Here is a 16442-nt window from a genome sequence, read left to right on the forward strand (position 1 = left end):
CTCAGTGAATCAGTTGATGATGCGGCACGGCCCGCAACAAATGCGCAGCGAGAATGGGTTGATTGCGAGCATTAGCCTAGCGTAGTTAAGCACAGCGGTCAATTGCGCGCAGCACGTTTTGAATAAAGCAGATCCTGCTCTCTCTTCCAGAGCAGGATCTTTTTATCATCAAAAATTATAGACCCAATTTAAAGTGATCACCCTCACTCAAGACGTGTATCGTCTTGGCTGAGGGTGATTTTTGCACACAAAAATGACCCAGTCGACTGATCAAGTTCGACTAGGTCATCTTGTTAAGTAAAGAGGTTACAGATGCATCATCTCTAACGTTCTTAATATTTAACACCTCATGCTATTCAATTGTCACAAGAATCAGATTCGTTACGCACTACTTCTAAACGCTATCTGTGTTCCGTATCAAAAATGATTAACGGCTAATTGTTCTCGCGATCAAATTGATCCTTGTTGTAACGTGCTGTCCGAAGTAATTTCAGACATCCACCTCCATGATATGATTGATAACTAGAATTCTGCTTTTCACTCAGCTTTTCTAGTCCTTAAACTGCAAACTCAATTCTGACGCAATTACCATATCACTTGTTTCGTTAGTTTGATATTGAGTCTGGTAAAACTTGGTTCGGTGCTTGAAACATTATTGCTTAGTACCATGTCGCAATTGCTTGTACTTGGTCCATAGTTCAAAATCTATGTTACTAAATACTGCTCCTGCTTGAAACTTGGCTCAACTTTGGCCTTTCGTTGAGCATCGCTTGACTAATGATCATTAGTTCTAAATCTGCCAGTTTGATAATCCTATCGGTGACTGGCTGGCACCTGTTCCTCTTTACATTCTTATATTAACACGCTTTGTAAACGGTTGCAAGCGTTTTACCGAATTTGTTTTTAGAAATTTGAAAGCGTTTTCTGGCGGTGCTGCTTGACCCCATTTTGCCTGACTTCGCGGGCGATCCTCACACCAAACGGACTCAGGCAGTTGCGGCCTACTCAGGTCCATACCCATCGGCAATCAGTATAATGCCCCAAGTCAGCATTAGTCATGAGTCATGAGTCATTGATCATGGATCATTAATCATTAATCATTAGTCATTATTCATTGCCAGATCTAAAAAGGCCGCCGCATCACGGCTGCCTCAACGGATCAAATCAATGTGTGACCGGCGTCTGTAATTGCCCATTGCTGGCATAGGCCAACAAATTCGCTAAAGAATCCTGAACCATATTTTCCACCGCGACATTGGTGTGGTAGGCGATGTGCGGCGTCACCAGCACATTGGGTAACGCGAGCAACTCTCGGTAAAGCGGGTCAGTGATCGGTCGTTGTTGCTGAACAGCGGGCTCGATCTGGTCTTCCCGTTCGAAGGTATCGATCGCCGCGCCGCCTAAAGCGCCCTTTTTCAAAGCGGCGATCAAGGCTGGCGTATCAATCAAATTGCCGCGAGCTGTGTTGATCACCAAGGCCTCTGCTGGCAATAACGCCAAATTGGTGGCGTTCAAGAGGTGATGATTCGCCGGCACCCCAGGAACATGGAGCGTTACTAGATTACTTTCCGCTAATAAGCTGGGCAGATCAGGCATCAGCCGGAGCCAAGTTGGCTCGGCGCCATGATAATACGCGTCATATGCCAAGACCCGCGCCCCCATCTGGTGAAACAGTTTCGCGGTCAACTGACCGATATGGCCGAAGCCAACCACGCCAACGGTTTGCCGACTCAATTCGCGTCCGGTCAAGCCCCGGGCCGTCAAAAGTTGATCAGCGGCCACCAGCGTCGTCACTTCCGGCAAACGTCGCAGTAATTGGAGGGCCAAGGCGACCACGTATTCCGCGATTCCCGCTGGTGAGTAGCTGGGCACGTTACTGATTTGAATACCAGCCTGGGCCGCGGCGGGAAAATCAATGTTATCCGTGCCCACATTACGGATCGCCAAAACCGGTATTTGCAAACGGGCCATTTTTTCAAACAGGGCGGCATCATATTGTCCGGTCTGAAAGGCGCTGATGCCTAAGCTGCCGGCTGCCAGATCCACGTTCGCTGCGGTCAGCCAGTCAGGCAACAGCTGCAAGGTCACGTCAGGATGAGTGGCCTGCCACTTTTCGAAAATGCGCTGTTCTTCTGTGCTGACACCATAGGCCGTGATTTTCATTGAATTGTTCCTCCATTATTCTGATAAAGTCGTTGGTGACCGGCGATCCCGGCCAAACGAAACGGCGTCTGCCGAGATTGTTGCGGAGTGGTCCAGTCACTCCCATCCGTTGGTAATTGTGCGTTGAACAAGTGTTGGTAGCCGTCCATGGTCAAACGTTGGCGCGTCGCTAATTGCTGTAACACGCTGGCGCCCGTGGGCAAGACCTTCGCGTAACCAGCCACCAACCGGCCACTGAAGAACTCCGCCACCGCGCCGGAGCCGTAACTATAAAGGCCGATCCGCGCGCCTGCAGGTAGGTGGCCAAACAATAACAACGAATACAAACTCAAGTATAACGAACCGGTATATAGATTGCCCACGCGCCGATTGAGTTTCGTCGCCTGCTGGAATAACGCCAAGTAATCCGCCTGTTGGGCGGCGCTGGCGGTCGCCGTCAGTTGGCGTAATCCCTTTAATCCTAGCTTGGTAAAGGGGATGTGGAAAATGACCGCCGCCAGATCCGTCAGGTCGCGCTGGGTTTTGGTCTGATAATCCGCCCAGGTCAAGTCAAGGAAGCGCAAATATTGTTCCGTTGAGAAACGTCCATCGGCCAAGGCCTCTTGGCGATAATTCGGCCGCCAAAAGTCCATCACTTCTTCGCTATGATAGGCGCTGGGCTGTTCCAACTCCAAGATCCGCGGTTGCCGCGTCACTAATAACGCAATGGCGCCGGCGCCTTGCGTGACCTCACCGGCCGTTTGCAAGCCGTAACGCGCTTCATCAGCGCCTAGTACCAAGACCCGCTGACTTTCTGGATGGGCCGCCAAGTGATCATAGGCCAGTTGTAACCCGGCCGTGGCGCCGTAACAGGCTTCTTTGATCTCAATAGCACGCGCCGCTTGATTCAAGCCCAGCAACCGCTGAACATACAGCGCGCTGGCCTTGGATTGGTCGACGCCGCTCTCCGTGGCGAAAATAATCAAGTCCAAACTCTGCCGTTCCGCCGGCGTCAAAATCTGCGCCGCGGCTTGTGCGGCTAAGGTGACCACATCTTGATCCTGCGGCATGACCGCCATTTCGTCCTGACCAATGCCAATATGATACTTCGCCGGATCCACCTGCCGCGCCTGGGCCAGATCCGTTAGATCCAAATAGAATTCCGGGCTGGCAAAGCCAATTTTATCAATCCCGATCGCCATTTTCAAAATTAGTGTTCCTTCTTTTGTCGTATTTGCTGTAATAATGTTTGCGCCAAGGCCAAGTCGACCTGGCGCTGTTGATTCAACGCCGTGGTCAACGCGGCGATTTCCTTGCCTTGCGCGCCAGCTTGGATCGCCAAGTTCGCCGCCTGCAAGCGCATATGACCAGCCTGGATGCCCGTCGTCACCAAGGAGCGCAACGCCGCCAAATTGTTGGCCAACCCCACACTGGCAATGATACTCATCAGGCCGGTCACAGTTGGTTGGCCCAAGAGCGCCAGGCTGATTTTCGCCGCAGGTAGTGAATTGATCGCGCCGCCGACCCGCCCGATCGGCAAAGGCAGATTGACTTGTCCTTGCAAACATTGCTGCTCAGGCTGATCCACCCAAGTCGCTAAAGTTAGTTGCGCCTGCGCTTGCAGTTGCGCGGTCACCGCCGCGCTGACAGCGCGCAAATCATTACCCGTGGCCAAGGTAGCGGCGAAAACGCCATTCAATACCCCTTTATTCTCGGTGCTGGCCCGATCACGGTCCGCTTGGGCGAATTGGTTGAGCTTGACGATCTGGGCCGCCACCGCCGCGCCACTTTGCGCCGCTGTCGCCAATTGGTTGTAAGGCACGCGCCCTTGCACCCGCACTTGCATCCGCGCGCCGGAATTGCTTAAGATCGCCGCCAAAACCTGCTCCGAACCTTGAAGGACCTGCACTTGTAAGTAGGCCGCCACCGCTTCGGCGATCGTGTTGGCCAAGTTAGCGCCAAATGCCGCTTGGGGATCGATCCACAAATTTAGGCTGGCCCAGTCATTTTTTTGTCGAACCAGCTGCACCTCGCGCAAGCCCCCGCCGCGGCGAACGATACTGGGGTGAGCCGCCGCCGCTACTGTTTGGATCTGAGCCGCCGCCTGGTCCACCCGGATTTGGAGGTCAGCAAAGTCGGCCACTCCGGTCAAAATCACTTGCGCTTGTAGTTGGTGCTGCACTTGCAAGGTCTGAAAGCCGCCACCCGCCGCGATTCGTTGGGCGCCATTACTGGCTGCGGCTACCACTGAAGGTTCCTCAGTCACCAACGGCACGAAATACGACTGGCCGTCGATCAAGAAATGATTGGCCACCGCCAAAGGCAACACAAACTGGCCCAGATCATTCTCGGTGATTGCGGCCAAGAGATCATCCGTTAACGCTGGCTTTGTCAACAAATAAGCCGCGCTATCAGTGTCCAGTTGACCCTGAGCGACTAATTGTTGGATGCGTTCTGTGCGGGAAAGCTCGTAAAATTTCATTTTGCCTCCGGTCATTCACGATACAGGCGCCAAGCGATACCCTGGCCGCCGCCAATACATAAAGTCACCAGGCCATTGCGCAAGTCGCGCCGCCGCATCTCGCTCAGTAAGGTGGTGACTAACCGCGTTCCTGAAGCGGCCAAGGGATGGCCCAACGCCAAGGCGCCGCCGGTTGGATTCAACTTCGCCGCTGGAATTTGTAGCGCTGTCTGCACCGCCAAGGCCTGGGCCGCGAACGCTTCGTTCAATTCCACCACGTCGATTGCCGCCAGCGGCAGTCGCGCCTGGGCCAAGACCGCCTGAACCGCGGCAATCGGGGTCGTCCCGAATTGTGGTGAAGGAGCCCCTACCTCGCTGAACTCACCTAAATAAGCCGCGATCGGCCAGTTTTGCGCCTGGGCCTCACGCTCCGTGGTTAAGAAAACCATGCTGGCGCCATCATTCAGCGGCGAGGAATTTCCCGCTGTAATCGTCCCGGCTGGCGCAAAAGCTGCCGGTAATTGCGCCAAGGCGGCCAGCGTCGTTTGCGGGCGAATCGATTCGTCTCGCGTCACCGCTTGATCACCCACGGTCACTGGCACGATTTCCTCCTGAAAGCGACCCGCCGCAGTGGCTGCTGCCGCTTTTTCATGGGAAAGAACCGCGTATTGATCCTGTTGCGCCCGGGTGATTCCCTGTTCCTGAGCCATTGCTTCGACTTGCGCGCCCATCGCTTGTTCCGTTAAGGTATCCGTCAACCCGTCATGAAACAAACTATCGGTCAATGCGCCAGCGCGATCCACCGGTTGTCTTTTCTCCGGTCGCGCCAGCAGGAATGGCGCTTGGGACATACTTTCGATCCCGCCCACGACGATCGCGCGCGCCACCCCAGCAGCTAACGTTAACTGCGCGAACCGCAACGCCTTCAAACTAGAGCCACAAACATCATTGACGGTGGTCGCTGTCACTTGTGGCGCCAATCCCGCCTGTTGCGCCACCAATCGGGCCGGATTCTGACCCAAACCGGCGCTCAAAACGTTTCCTAATAAAACCTGATCAACTTGCGCCGCGCCGCCTGGGACCGCCGCCAGCAACCCTTTCAAACAAGCCACGCCTAAATCAACCGCGCTTAAGGTGCGGAACTGACCGCCGAATTTCCCGATCGCGGTTCGCTTCGCGGCAATGATGACTACTCGTTCCAAGCCGATTTCTCCTTTATTCTTCACTGAAAACTGTTAGACTTAACAATAACTGATAGCATAATTTTTGTCCATGCTGACCGCCCCGTTCGCCGGAAAGTTAACTAAAAAATAGCAATTTTTCAGGATTCGGACAGCCGTGGACGTTTGATTAAACAAGTTTGATTAGGAGCTGATTTCATGCTAGTGATTGATTTTTTGCAACTGAGCCAAGATTTACGACGGCAAACACCATTTTTCTACCACACGCCCACAGAGAAATGGGCTTGCCAATCGATCTCGGTCACGACCATCAATGAGCAGGACTGCCTGGTGATAAAAATGGTGGCGCGGCCGAAGTCGTTGCAACAGTGGGAACTGGCGGTGCTGTTAAACAAGCCGGAATATCTGACGATGCCGATTTATTTGGCGGTCGCGGATGAATTAGTGGCGGTTTATGGCTTTCGGATGACGCAGGGCGAAGCTTGGTTGAACTGATTTATCCTCAACTCGAGATCAAAAGTGTAGCTTGGCCGCAGCTTGCGCTGCGAAATTCGGGGTGAGCTCGCTGTGGGCGTCACTTTGAGCTTTTCGGAAGGGCGCCGAAAATCTCAAAGCTGAGCCTTGTCCTAAGCGGCAGAGCCGCCAAGGACAATTTCACGGCGATCTCACCCCGAATTTCTCCGCTCCAGCCGCTCAACGTTATAACAGCCGTTTGAGCACTCACGCCATTTGGCAAGCTATCGCCAATTGATGGGGATCTACGCAATTGACGACCGTGGTTAGTGGTCATCAGCTTTAAATTGGTGACACCAGCGCAGTCTGTCTGATGAACTGAGGCAGAATCTTGGCGAATCAACCAAATCAGTTGGCATTGCCGTACCATCAAAAAAGGGCGATTGTTTGACCTCTAGCTTGCAAAAGCACTTCGTCAGATACACAACTTCGATTGTAGATAGGCAGATAGGCTCAATTCTGCCTAGCAACTATTTTGGCGGCGGATTTGAACCTCCGAAATAGTTGCATAGCTAAACAGAAGAAACCAGGTTGGCGAACACGTTTCAACGCCACGTTTCACACCAGCTGCTCAACATTATCATATTCATTGAAGTACTCACGCCCACTGACGGGCTATGTCCGATCGATGTTGATCTACGCAATGGACGGCCGTGGTTAGTGGTCACAATTTTTAAATTGGTGGCGCCAGTGCAATCTACCCGATGAACTGGGACAGGTTCTTGATGAATCGGTCAAATCGGTCGGTCTCCAACCAAAATTCGTTTAAATGAGTGAGGTAAGTCCGTAGCACTACCCGAAATGTACCGACAGCTTTATCCGAAATCCATTGACATTGCTGTACCACCCCAAAAGTGGGCAATTGTTTGACCTCTACCTTGCAAAAACACTTCGTCAAATCCTTCACTTCGATTGCAGATAAGCTCAATTCTGCCTAGCAACCGCCTCAGGACGTGTGGCTCAGCGGTGAGATTATTCTTAGCGATTTATCGCTTAGAATAAGGCTCGATTTGAAGACAAGCCGCTGGGCTTGCGGATTGGCTTCAAACGATGCCCACCGCGTTCCAGCCACGACAAACGTCCTGAGGCGGTTGCGTCACCACCCAAACCCAGCACACCTGCAGTCAAGCGGACGATCAAGAATAGAAACTAGTCATTCCTAATCAATTCAAACGATACCCGCTCAGCTATCATCAAAAGAAATCCGCCAACAAAAAAGCGTCCTCGTGGTGAGGACGTTTCATCGCAAAGTCTTATTTCTTAGTTTTCTTAGCGTCTTCTTGAGCCAGCTGTTGACCTAAATCGATGATCAGCTTGCGCAGATCATCCTTGATTTCAGGGTGCTTTAACCCAAATTCGATACTGGTCTTAACATAGCCAAACTTATTGCCCACATCATAGCGTTGGCCCTTGAATTCTCGAGCGAAGACCCGTTGTGTTTTATTCATGGTATCGATGGCATCGGTTAGTTGGATCTCGCCACCAGCGCCTGGTTTCTGATCCGCTAAAATATCGAAAATCTCTGGCGTCAGTAAATAACGGCCAATGATTGCCAAATTACTTGGCGCCTCAGCTGTTTTAGGCTTTTCAACAAAGCGGCGAACATTGTAAAGTCCAGGAACGCTTTCGCCTTCAGGATCGATCACACCGTAAGCGGAAACTTCCTCTTTAGGCACTTGCATCACGGCCAAGGTGGAGGCGTGGGTCCGTTCGTAATCTTGGATCAATTGTTTGGTCAAAGGCACCTTGTCTTGCATTAAGTCATCGCCGAGCATCACGACGAAAGGTTCGTCCGCCACAAAGGATTTGGCCAAACGGACAGCGTCGCCCAGCCCCCGGGGATGAGATTGGCGGGTAAAGTAAAGATTGACGCCCATTTCAGTCGTTTCCTGAACTAGGCGAAGCAAATCTAATTTGCCTTTTTCTTCCAAATTGTGTTCCAGCTCCGGCACGGAATCGAAATGATCTTCGATTGGGCGTTTGCCTTTACCGGTAATGATCAGAATATCCTCGATCCCAGATGCCTTCGCCTCTTCCACGATGAACTGGATCGTGGGTTTGTCAACGATCGGCAACATTTCCTTGGCCATCGCTTTGGTCGCTGGTAAGAAACGGGTCCCGAAACCGGCGGCCGGGATCACTGCTTTACGAACTTTCATCAAAAAGCCTCCTTAAGATTACCATACATACAACTAGCATACCTGAAGCGCTCTGATTTACCAAGAGCTAATCTAAAACTTAGCGGTTTTTCAAGAATTGGGCCAGCCGCCCGCCGGAAGTTGTTTGCTGAGGCTCCCCATGCCAGGATTCATTGAAGATCGCGTTGATCACGGTGCCCACCATCAGCAACGTCGCGGCGAAATTCAGCCACAAGAGGCCGATGATCAAGGTCCCGATGGTGCCGTAACTGTTGAAAGAACGGCCAAAATAATGAACATACAGGGAGAAGCCTTGCGTCAAGACCAGCCAGCCGCCTGCCGTAAACAAGGTCCCAGGCAAAACAGTCCAGAATTTCAAGTGAATATTCGGCAAGAAATATTGCAGGAAAAGTAAAACGGCCAACGTCACCGTTACCACCACCGGCCATTTCCATTTGGAGAAAACCACTAGGATTTTATTGGATAGCTTAAAGGTTGGCACAAACCATTCCAAGAATGTTTGCCCAAAAGTGAACGCCCCAATGATCAACATCACCGACATCACGAAAATAAACGTCAATAGAAAAGCCAGAAACCGGCGCATGATCGCGTTTTGGATCGGCACATCACTATAAATATTCGAACTATCGATCTGATAAGCGTCATTCATACTGTTGCGGATCGCGTTGATGGCGCGACTGCCGGCCCACAAAGTCGCGATCACCCCAATCGACAACAAGCTACTGCTACTTTTGCCCAATAACGACACAACGATTGGCCGCACCAAGGGCAAAATTTGTTCAGGAAAGGCCATCTCGAGATATTCCAGGACTGTTTTCGCGTCAAGCCCCAGATATGGCAACATATTCCCAATAAAAATGATCAAAGGAAAAAAGCCCAAGAGCACGTAATACGTGATCACTTTGGCCGCGTTGGAAATATTGCTAGAAATCACCCGCGCAACAATTCGCTGAATAAAAACAAACAATTTGCGGTACCACGGTAATGCTTGATGAAATAAAGGTACCTCAGTCGTCGTTTCCACTTTCATTTTTCCCCTCCGACTGGAATTCGTACTTGAACCGCCGCTCATGACCGCCACCAAAACCACGGCCATAATCGGTGAGACTCGAACCGTTTGGCGCTAGAATCATTGACACCCCCGCGCCACGGTCGCTTGGGGCCACCAGCACGCTAACGCCACTACCGCCAATTCGGCGAACAACGATTGCCGCCAGCGCCCCGGTCGCGGCCTTAACGTCGTCGCTAAAGCCACCAGCACTAATGACTAAGTATACAAAAACGCCCGCTTCAGCGCAAACTGAGCTGAACCGGCGCGTCGCCATCCATTTCTAGGCTAATGCTCGAAGTCAAACCGTTGCGCTCCGCACTCTAGTCTTTGATGCCTCGAGCCAGGATTTCTTGAGCTAATTTCAGGTAATGGGCATCCTCTTCAGGATCCTGTGAAGTCAGAATTTGCGGACCATCTGGCGTGATCGCCAAAGTATGTTCGTATTGCGCCGACCAACTGCCGTCCGCCGTCACATAATATTCCCAAGAATCATTGGGATCATTGACTTCCTTAGCCGCGATCTGCCAAGTACCTTCATTGATCATCGGCTCGATCGTGATCGTCATTCCGTTTTTCAGTCGCAAGCCTTTTCCAGGTTCGCCATAATGAGGCACATTCGGTTGTTCGTGCATCGTTGGTTGGATGCCGTGGCCGATCAGTTCACGAACATCGCCGTATCCGTGGACATCTTCCGTGTACGTCTGGATCGCGTAACCAATATCACCCAAGCGATTGCCGGCGACGGATTCAGCGATGCCCAAGTACAAGGCCTGCTTGGTCACTTCCATCAGGTCTTTCGTCGATTGACTGACTTCACCCACCGCGTAACTCCAGCAAGAATCGCTTTCGTAGCCATCCAAATTGACCGTCATGTCGACCTTGACCAGATCCCCCTCTTTCAGGTAAAGATCCTTCCGCGGTGTCCCATGTGCGACCTCATCATTGACGTCCACACAAGTCGCGTATTTGTAGCCTTCAAAACCCTTCTCAGAAGGGTGACCACCACGACTGGTAATATATTCATCAGCAAATTTTTCAATATCATAAGCGGAAATACCTGGCTTAATGAGCTTGCGCAAGCCCAAGTGAACTCCAGCCAACAACTCGCCGGAACGCCGCATTCCTTCAATTTCACGCGCAGATTTTAATGTAATCATAAGCAGCCTCCATTCCTAAGTATTATACCGCTTGTAAAAAAGAAAGACCAGCGCGGGTCGCGGATGGCAGTGGCTTTGCTTGGTCGGCGATTTTTAGCAAATGATCATTTGCGTTTGCTGGTAAAAGTAGATTGGCCGCAGCTTGCGCTGCGCGTGGCGTTGGTGGAGTGCAGATGTGGTGGGGCTCCAGGTCGGGCTGGGGGTGGTGGAACGCGGCGGGCACGATTTTGAGCTTTTCGGAAACCCACCGAAAATCTCAAAACTCGGCCTTATTGTAGGCGATAAATCGCCAACAATAATATCTCGGCTGACTCACTCCCAGCCCGACCTTCCGCCAGACGGATAAACAGCTCACCAACGCCAGAGTGTGAGCCGACCTGGGCAGCGTCTGAGCATTAGCCTAGCAACTATTTTGGAGGCCGGTCTATGCCTCCAGAATAGTTGCTAGGCTAAGCGGAAGAAGCTAGGCCGGCGAACACGTTTCAATGATGTCCACGGCTTGCGCTGCGAAATTCGGGGTGAGCTCGCTGTGGGCGTCACTTTGAGCTTTTCGGAAGAGCGCCGAAAATCTCAAAGCTGAGCCTTGTCCTAGGCGGCAGAGCCGCCAAGGACAATTTCACGGCGATCTCACCCCGAATTTCTCCGCTCCAGCCGCTCAACGTTATAACAGCCGTTTGAGCACTCACGCCGACCAGCGAGCCATGGTCAATTGATGTGAATCCACGCAATTGACGGCCATGGCTAGTGATCATCAGCTTTAAATTGGTGACACCGGCACAGACTGCCTGATGAACAAACCTAGTCTCAGCGAATCAACTGAATCAGTCGGTTTCCCACCCATGGATTGTTTAGGAAACAGGTAAAGATGTTCAACCAATGCAAACTATCCCAACCAACAAATCCGAATCAGTTAGCATCGCCGTACCACCTCAAAAGTGGGCAATTGTTTTTTCTCTAGCTCGCAAAATCACTCCGTCAAATCCTTCGCCTCGATTACAGATAAGCTCAATTCTGCCTAGCAACCGGCTGGGACTGCGCGGCTCAGTGGTGAAATTGTCCTTGGCGGCTTTGCCGCTTAGGACAAGGCTCGATTTGAAGACAAGCCGCGCACTTTGCGGATTGGCTTCAAACGACGCCCACCACGTTCCAGTCCGCATCAGCAGTCCCAGCCGGTTGCGTCCACATCTAGACCCAGCATACCTGCAATTAAGCACAGAGCTTTTGGAATCCGTTGATGTTGCCGTACCACCAAAAAAGGGCGATTGTTTTGACCTCAATCTTGCAAAAGCGCTTTGTCAAATCCTTCGCTTCGATTGCAGATGAGCTCAATTCTGCCTAGCAACCGGCTGGGACTGCGCGGCTCAGTGGTGAAATTGTCCTTGGCGGCTTTGCCGCTTAGGACAAGGCTCGATTTGAAGACAATTCCCGCTTTTGGAATTGGCTTCAAACGATGCCCACCACGTTCCAGTCCGCATCAGCAGTCCCAGCCGGTTGCGCTCACGCGCAACACCCACCCAAACCTGCAATCAAGCAGAAACAAAAAAACCACCGCCTAGGCCAGTTGCGGTCTCAGCGATGGTTAGGTTTTTTTCTCAGAATTACGGTGAGGTTAACTTAGTTCGATGGTGTATCCCAGCACCAGCTGATCGCGCGCCGGTAGGGTCAAGTTTCCTTCCTTGCGCAATAAATCAGAGCGGAGACCGCGCTTGTCAGGCAATCCATTCCACAAACCGAAACTGATGGTTTGCCGCGCTGGCGAGATCTGCACCGCGTAATATGGAAAATCATCGGTTCGTAGCGTCAGTTGTTGGTGTTGCGTGGGACTGGTCAATCGCAACGCCTGCATATCCCGGTTGGTCAGAATCAACAGTTGCTCCGCGACTTCTGGTGTTTGCAGCGCCAATTTGCCGCGGTGAAAATAGCGGTTGGGCTGGATCGCGCCGGTGCGAAAGGCGTCTTGGTCTAGCTCGCGCACCAAGGTCAGGGCCTTTTCCGGCGCCAAGATCAATTGGCAATCATGCCAATCAGCGCTCGCCAAATGACAGGTCAGCTCCGTACCTAAGGAGAAGGCCATGGTCACATTCCCCATGTTCATCAAATGATACTGAACTTTGATTCCCGCGGTCAGTAATTGAAAAGTCGCCAGAAAGCGGAAATAGAAAGGATAATTTTTGCGTAGGTTGTCGTTATCGGTCAGTTCAAAGGTAACCTGCGTCTCAGTTTGGCTGTACACCTGCCAGCGGGCATCCTTGGCGAACCCTTGTTGCGGCATTACGTAGGTTTGGTTGCCATAATCATAGCTGTCACCAAAAGAACGACCGATCGCTGGGAAAAGTACCGCCGCGCTCTGCTGATCGACCAGCGGTTTGGCTTGATCAAAGCGCGCCAAACGACTGATCTGAGCGCCAACTTCATTGATTTGGGCGGTCATCGTTTTATTTTTTAATGTGATCATCTTATCACCTGTTTATCTCTTGGAATACCTCCATTATGACACAGGCGCCGAGATTTGAAAGCGATCAACCATCAAAATTTACTTAAAAAAAGCTAACGTTCATTAGGAAAAGATTAAGCGATTCGCCAGCGTTACCAAAACGCGCGCCACATCTAAGTCGATGAGCGCGCGTCGTTTGGACCCAGCGTTAAGTTGGGCTATTTTTCTGTTGTTAAGTTAGGTTATTTTTCTGTTGTAAAGTTGGGTTATTTTTTAAAGAAACAAAGTATAAATTTCTAATTATCTTTTTATATTTTCTTAAATGCTCGTAAAGCCTTATTCTATGTGCTTTCGAGTATTTTTACTGTAGGAAGATACTTCACGTTTCTTTGCATATTTCCTCATGTCTTAGCTGTCAGAAGTGGTAAATAAGTAGTAAATTCATTTGTACTACTAAGCAACAAGACGCTCCTGTTGCTTCTCTTTATTCAAGCGTTTCATTTCTGCCATTGCAGAATCGAATGTTGCATGTGCGTAATAGTTCAGCGTCATGGCTATATTAGCATGTCCCATAATGTACTGTAATGCCTTTGGATTCATTCCTGCATTTGCATAGTTGGTACAGAATGTATGTCGCAAACTATGTGGAGTGATGTGTGGCAATTTATCCTCGTTATACTTATTGTATTTCTTAACAAGACCTTTCATCATGCCGTTGTAATCACTTGCCACTTTTGGATAGTTCTTTCTATTAAGAAAGAGGAAATCACTATATCCATCAATCTCAACACGCTTATCATTCTTTCGATTCGCTAACACTCGCTTAAATGCTTGATAGGCTTCTTCAACCATAGGAACTTGACGTTCGCCACTTTTGGTCTTTGGTGTTTCAATGTAGTACCCAATTTCAGTATCTCTCAATAGCTGATGGTCTATATTGACAAGACGATTCTCAAAATCTAAATCTGGAAGTGTCAAACCACCAAACTCTGAAATACGAAGACCTGTTTTTAAGAGTATCAGAATTTCATCATAATTTTTGCTGTAGGTTTTATCAGCTTTTGCAAAGGCTAACAGTTTTTCTTCCTGTTCTTCTGTTAGTACGGTCTTAGGGACAGTATCATCATCAAGAACTGCTTTCAGTTGAAAGTCAAATGGATTCTTCCGAACACAATCATCTTGTATAGCAATATAGAATGAAGCCTTTAAAGAACGTTTGTAGTTATTGATGGTTTGATAAGCATAACCATTTTCACTCATTCTAATAGCCCATTCTTTAGCGTCTGATGGCTTAATACTGTCAATACTTCTTACACCTAACTTGTCTTTCTTCAAAATATCCATAAGATATTTGCGTCCAGTTTCAGTGTTTTTTCTAACCTTTGGTCTTTGAGCGTTCTGTTTTGCGTAAAGCTGGCAGAGTGTCATTTTCTTTCCTACAACATCAATACCATCATGAATGTCTTTCTGTAACTCTGCGATTTTCTCTCTAAGTGAGATACAATCACGCTTTCCTGCTGGTACTCGGTCTGTAGCCACAAGTTTCCACGAGTAAACAAATTGCGGTTCTCCAAATGAATCTATATATTTGTATAAGTATCTTCCGTCTTTTCGTTGGCTCTCTCCAGTCTTTAAGATTCGACCTTTATTGTCACGTCTTTTTTCTGACATGGCATTTGCTCCTTTCCTTTATGGAAAGAGCCTTGATACGACTTAATACTATTTTATCATATACAAGACCCTTTGGCGACGCTAGATTGCGTCCAATGTATCTATAATTTTTTCAAATTGTTTTCGTTTAATCTGAATACGATTGCCATTCATAATCAGCCAATTTGCATTTTTATTTTCCTCTGCCAAGCGTCGTAGCTTGTTTTCGCCAATACGAAAATATTTTGACGCTTCTTCAATGGTTAGGGTATAACGTTCCCAAATAGGAATGTCAGTCTGCTTCATAAAATCCTCCTTTCCAAATCACTTATTTGGATTTCATAAAAGTTGTTTTACCAGCAATCGAACAGCTTTAGCAAAGCTCACGGGAGTTCCACCCCTGCATGGTTCTCATGTAGCCATACTCATTGCCTGCGACGGTTTTATCACGCTCGGACTATTGACTGTATGGGAGTATCATTATCACGATAAGAATGTCGTTGCAGGCAATCCTGCTAAAGATTGCTTCTCGGATCACTAACATGAATCGCTCGCTATCTTTATAAGATAGGTCATGGCGGTTAGTTCCGTTGGCTCTTTTCTTATCGAAACGTATTCGATTACTTTTATTCAGTTTTCAAAGAACAATGGCTCGTTAGCCTATCAAAACACATTGAAAGCTCAATATGCTTTGGTGGAATAACAAACCTCCCTGTTCGGGAAGCGTGGAATGGTTTAGCACGCTTCCACGAAAGGAGAGAGGATATTACTTAATTTCAAATGACAAAATCTTTGTAATCAGTCTGGTTTCCATTCTTCCACGTAAGACTTCATCAACGACCATACTTTGATTGCCATATTCATCTTTCATAAGTCGTAGGGAACGCTTCGTTATGTACCCTCTGTAATGATGTAGAATCTGGTTAATCGCTTCGGTATCGCCATCTGTTGCCTTTACAATGAGAGGAAAGGGAATCATAGGATATTGTGTTTTCATTCTTCAAATTCCTCCATAAACTTTTTAATTAAGGCTAGTCCACTGGTTCTATGCCGATAGACAGTAGAACGGTTCAATTTCAACAGGTCTGCAATTTCTGAATCGCTCATGTCCATAAAGTAAAACAGCAGTAGAATTTCACGTTTCTTGTCTGGCAACTCACGTAATGCTTCACTCAACAAATCATTTTCAACGCCTACTGATAACCCATTGAGTGTAAAAATCTGAAAGTCAGTTGAATAGTTATCTGTTGTCGCAAACTGGCTAACAAGATAATCGCCAACATCCGAAAAGGACACCTCACGCTTTGCAATCCTTGAAAGATAAAGCATATAATTCTTTCGCTCGTCTTCCATAGCACGTTTACAGATATAGTCAAACTGATTTTCTATTGTGGTCTGAAAAGAAGATGGTTTCATGTTTCTCACCCCCTTTCTGTCTAGGAAAGGAAGTGAGCCTTGCTCGTTTATCTCCTTTCACTCTTAGTCCCAATGTGAAAGGGGGATTTGTTGCATTACTGATAAATAAACTTTGTAAAAAAGTTCTGAATAGCCAAAAAAGCATATAAACAGATTTATTTCTCTGTTTACATGCTTCTGTTATTCTATCTATATGATTTATAAAACCACATTGGTGGACGTACTTATCTATTGCAGATAGACGACTTTTTTTGACAAGAACCCAATGTAAGGAAATT

19 protein-coding genes are annotated in these 16442 nt (G+C 48.9%); 1 reads left to right on the top strand and 18 read right to left on the bottom strand.

Annotation, left to right across the window (positions count from 1 at the left end; genetic code table 11):
* Window positions 1-1164: 1164 nt before the first annotated feature.
* Genes EKM94_RS01685 through EKM94_RS01700 form a run of 4 tightly spaced genes read right to left on the bottom strand, consistent with a single transcriptional unit; the run spans window position 1165 to window position 5805 of the window.
* Complete coding sequence (locus EKM94_RS01685) at window positions 1165-2163, bottom strand: NAD(P)-dependent oxidoreductase (protein ID WP_125596577.1); 999 nt, start codon at window positions 2161-2163, stop codon at window positions 1165-1167.
* Window positions 2160-3344, bottom strand: coding sequence for a hydroxymethylglutaryl-CoA synthase (locus EKM94_RS01690; protein ID WP_125596972.1), 1185 nt, complete (start codon window positions 3342-3344; stop codon window positions 2160-2162). The genes EKM94_RS01685 and EKM94_RS01690 overlap by 4 nt, the downstream gene beginning before the upstream one ends.
* Window positions 3345-3352: 8 nt before the next feature.
* Complete coding sequence (locus tag EKM94_RS01695; protein WP_164511052.1) at window positions 3353-4624, bottom strand: 3-hydroxy-3-methylglutaryl-CoA reductase; 1272 nt, start codon at window positions 4622-4624, stop codon at window positions 3353-3355.
* Between the two features lie 11 nt (window positions 4625-4635).
* Window positions 4636-5805: a thiolase family protein gene (locus EKM94_RS01700; RefSeq protein ID WP_164511053.1), complete on the bottom strand. Its 1170-nt coding sequence runs from the start codon at window positions 5803-5805 to the stop codon at window positions 4636-4638.
* A 177-nt stretch (window positions 5806-5982) separates the two neighbouring features.
* Here EKM94_RS01700 and EKM94_RS01705 point away from each other — a divergent pair, with 177 nt between their 5' ends.
* A complete protein-coding gene (locus tag EKM94_RS01705) occupies window positions 5983-6279 on the top strand; it encodes a hypothetical protein (RefSeq protein ID WP_125596586.1) in 297 nt (98 codons plus the stop codon).
* Between the two features lie 79 nt (window positions 6280-6358).
* Here the strand turns inward: EKM94_RS01705 and EKM94_RS01710 are convergent, their stop codons facing one another.
* The 14 genes from EKM94_RS01710 to EKM94_RS01765 all read right to left on the bottom strand — a co-directional run bounded on the left by EKM94_RS01710 (window position 6359) and on the right by EKM94_RS01765 (window position 16164).
* Window positions 6359-6667 (bottom strand): hypothetical protein, encoded by a 309-nt coding sequence (locus EKM94_RS01710; RefSeq protein WP_125596589.1) that lies wholly within the window; start codon window positions 6665-6667, stop codon window positions 6359-6361.
* Window positions 6668-7243: 576 nt separating this feature from the next.
* Complete coding sequence (locus tag EKM94_RS12735) at window positions 7244-7369, bottom strand: hypothetical protein (protein ID WP_263853211.1); 126 nt, start codon at window positions 7367-7369, stop codon at window positions 7244-7246.
* 181 nt (window positions 7370-7550) lie between these two features.
* On the bottom strand, window positions 7551-8456 hold the full coding sequence (gene galU, locus EKM94_RS01715; protein WP_125596592.1) for a UTP--glucose-1-phosphate uridylyltransferase GalU: 906 nt from the start codon (window positions 8454-8456) through the stop codon (window positions 7551-7553).
* A 79-nt stretch (window positions 8457-8535) separates the two neighbouring features.
* Window positions 8536-9486 carry a YihY/virulence factor BrkB family protein gene (locus tag EKM94_RS01720; protein ID WP_164511054.1) on the bottom strand — a complete coding sequence of 317 codons (951 nt, stop codon included), beginning with the start codon at window positions 9484-9486 and terminating at the stop codon, window positions 8536-8538.
* Entirely contained in the window at window positions 9464-9781 is a 318-nt protein-coding gene (locus tag EKM94_RS12250; protein WP_164511055.1) for a hypothetical protein, read from the bottom strand. Before EKM94_RS12250 ends, EKM94_RS01720 begins: the two co-directional genes overlap by 23 nt.
* Window positions 9782-9827: 46 nt before the next feature.
* On the bottom strand, window positions 9828-10664 hold the full coding sequence (gene map / locus EKM94_RS01725; RefSeq protein WP_125596598.1) for a type I methionyl aminopeptidase: 837 nt from the start codon (window positions 10662-10664) through the stop codon (window positions 9828-9830).
* Window positions 10665-11200: 536 nt separating this feature from the next.
* On the bottom strand, window positions 11201-11416 hold the full coding sequence (locus tag EKM94_RS01730; RefSeq protein ID WP_125596601.1) for a hypothetical protein: 216 nt from the start codon (window positions 11414-11416) through the stop codon (window positions 11201-11203).
* 177 nt (window positions 11417-11593) lie between these two features.
* Window positions 11594-11821 carry a hypothetical protein gene (locus EKM94_RS01735; protein WP_125596604.1) on the bottom strand — a complete coding sequence of 76 codons (228 nt, stop codon included), beginning with the start codon at window positions 11819-11821 and terminating at the stop codon, window positions 11594-11596.
* A 116-nt stretch (window positions 11822-11937) separates the two neighbouring features.
* Window positions 11938-12111 carry a hypothetical protein gene (locus EKM94_RS12255; RefSeq protein ID WP_164511056.1) on the bottom strand — a complete coding sequence of 58 codons (174 nt, stop codon included), beginning with the start codon at window positions 12109-12111 and terminating at the stop codon, window positions 11938-11940.
* A 162-nt stretch (window positions 12112-12273) separates the two neighbouring features.
* Window positions 12274-13119, bottom strand: coding sequence for an aldose epimerase family protein (locus EKM94_RS01740; RefSeq protein ID WP_125596607.1), 846 nt, complete (start codon window positions 13117-13119; stop codon window positions 12274-12276).
* A 432-nt stretch (window positions 13120-13551) separates the two neighbouring features.
* Entirely contained in the window at window positions 13552-14769 is a 1218-nt protein-coding gene (locus EKM94_RS01745) for a tyrosine-type recombinase/integrase (protein WP_001291561.1), read from the bottom strand.
* 81 nt (window positions 14770-14850) lie between these two features.
* Window positions 14851-15054, bottom strand: a complete 204-nt coding sequence (locus EKM94_RS01750) for an excisionase (protein WP_000814511.1) — start codon at window positions 15052-15054, stop codon at window positions 14851-14853.
* Between the two features lie 460 nt (window positions 15055-15514).
* Window positions 15515-15745: a helix-turn-helix domain-containing protein gene (locus tag EKM94_RS01760; RefSeq protein WP_000857133.1), complete on the bottom strand. Its 231-nt coding sequence runs from the start codon at window positions 15743-15745 to the stop codon at window positions 15515-15517.
* The gene (locus EKM94_RS01765; RefSeq protein ID WP_000804885.1) at window positions 15742-16164 is read right to left on the bottom strand and encodes a sigma-70 family RNA polymerase sigma factor; all 423 of its coding nucleotides are present in this window, start codon (window positions 16162-16164) and stop codon (window positions 15742-15744) included. The genes EKM94_RS01760 and EKM94_RS01765 overlap by 4 nt, the downstream gene beginning before the upstream one ends.
* Window positions 16165-16442: the final 278 nt, after the last annotated feature.

The sequence above is a fragment of the Lapidilactobacillus achengensis genome, assembly GCF_003946655.1.
Lineage (GTDB): Bacteria > Bacillota > Bacilli > Lactobacillales > Lactobacillaceae > Lapidilactobacillus > Lapidilactobacillus achengensis.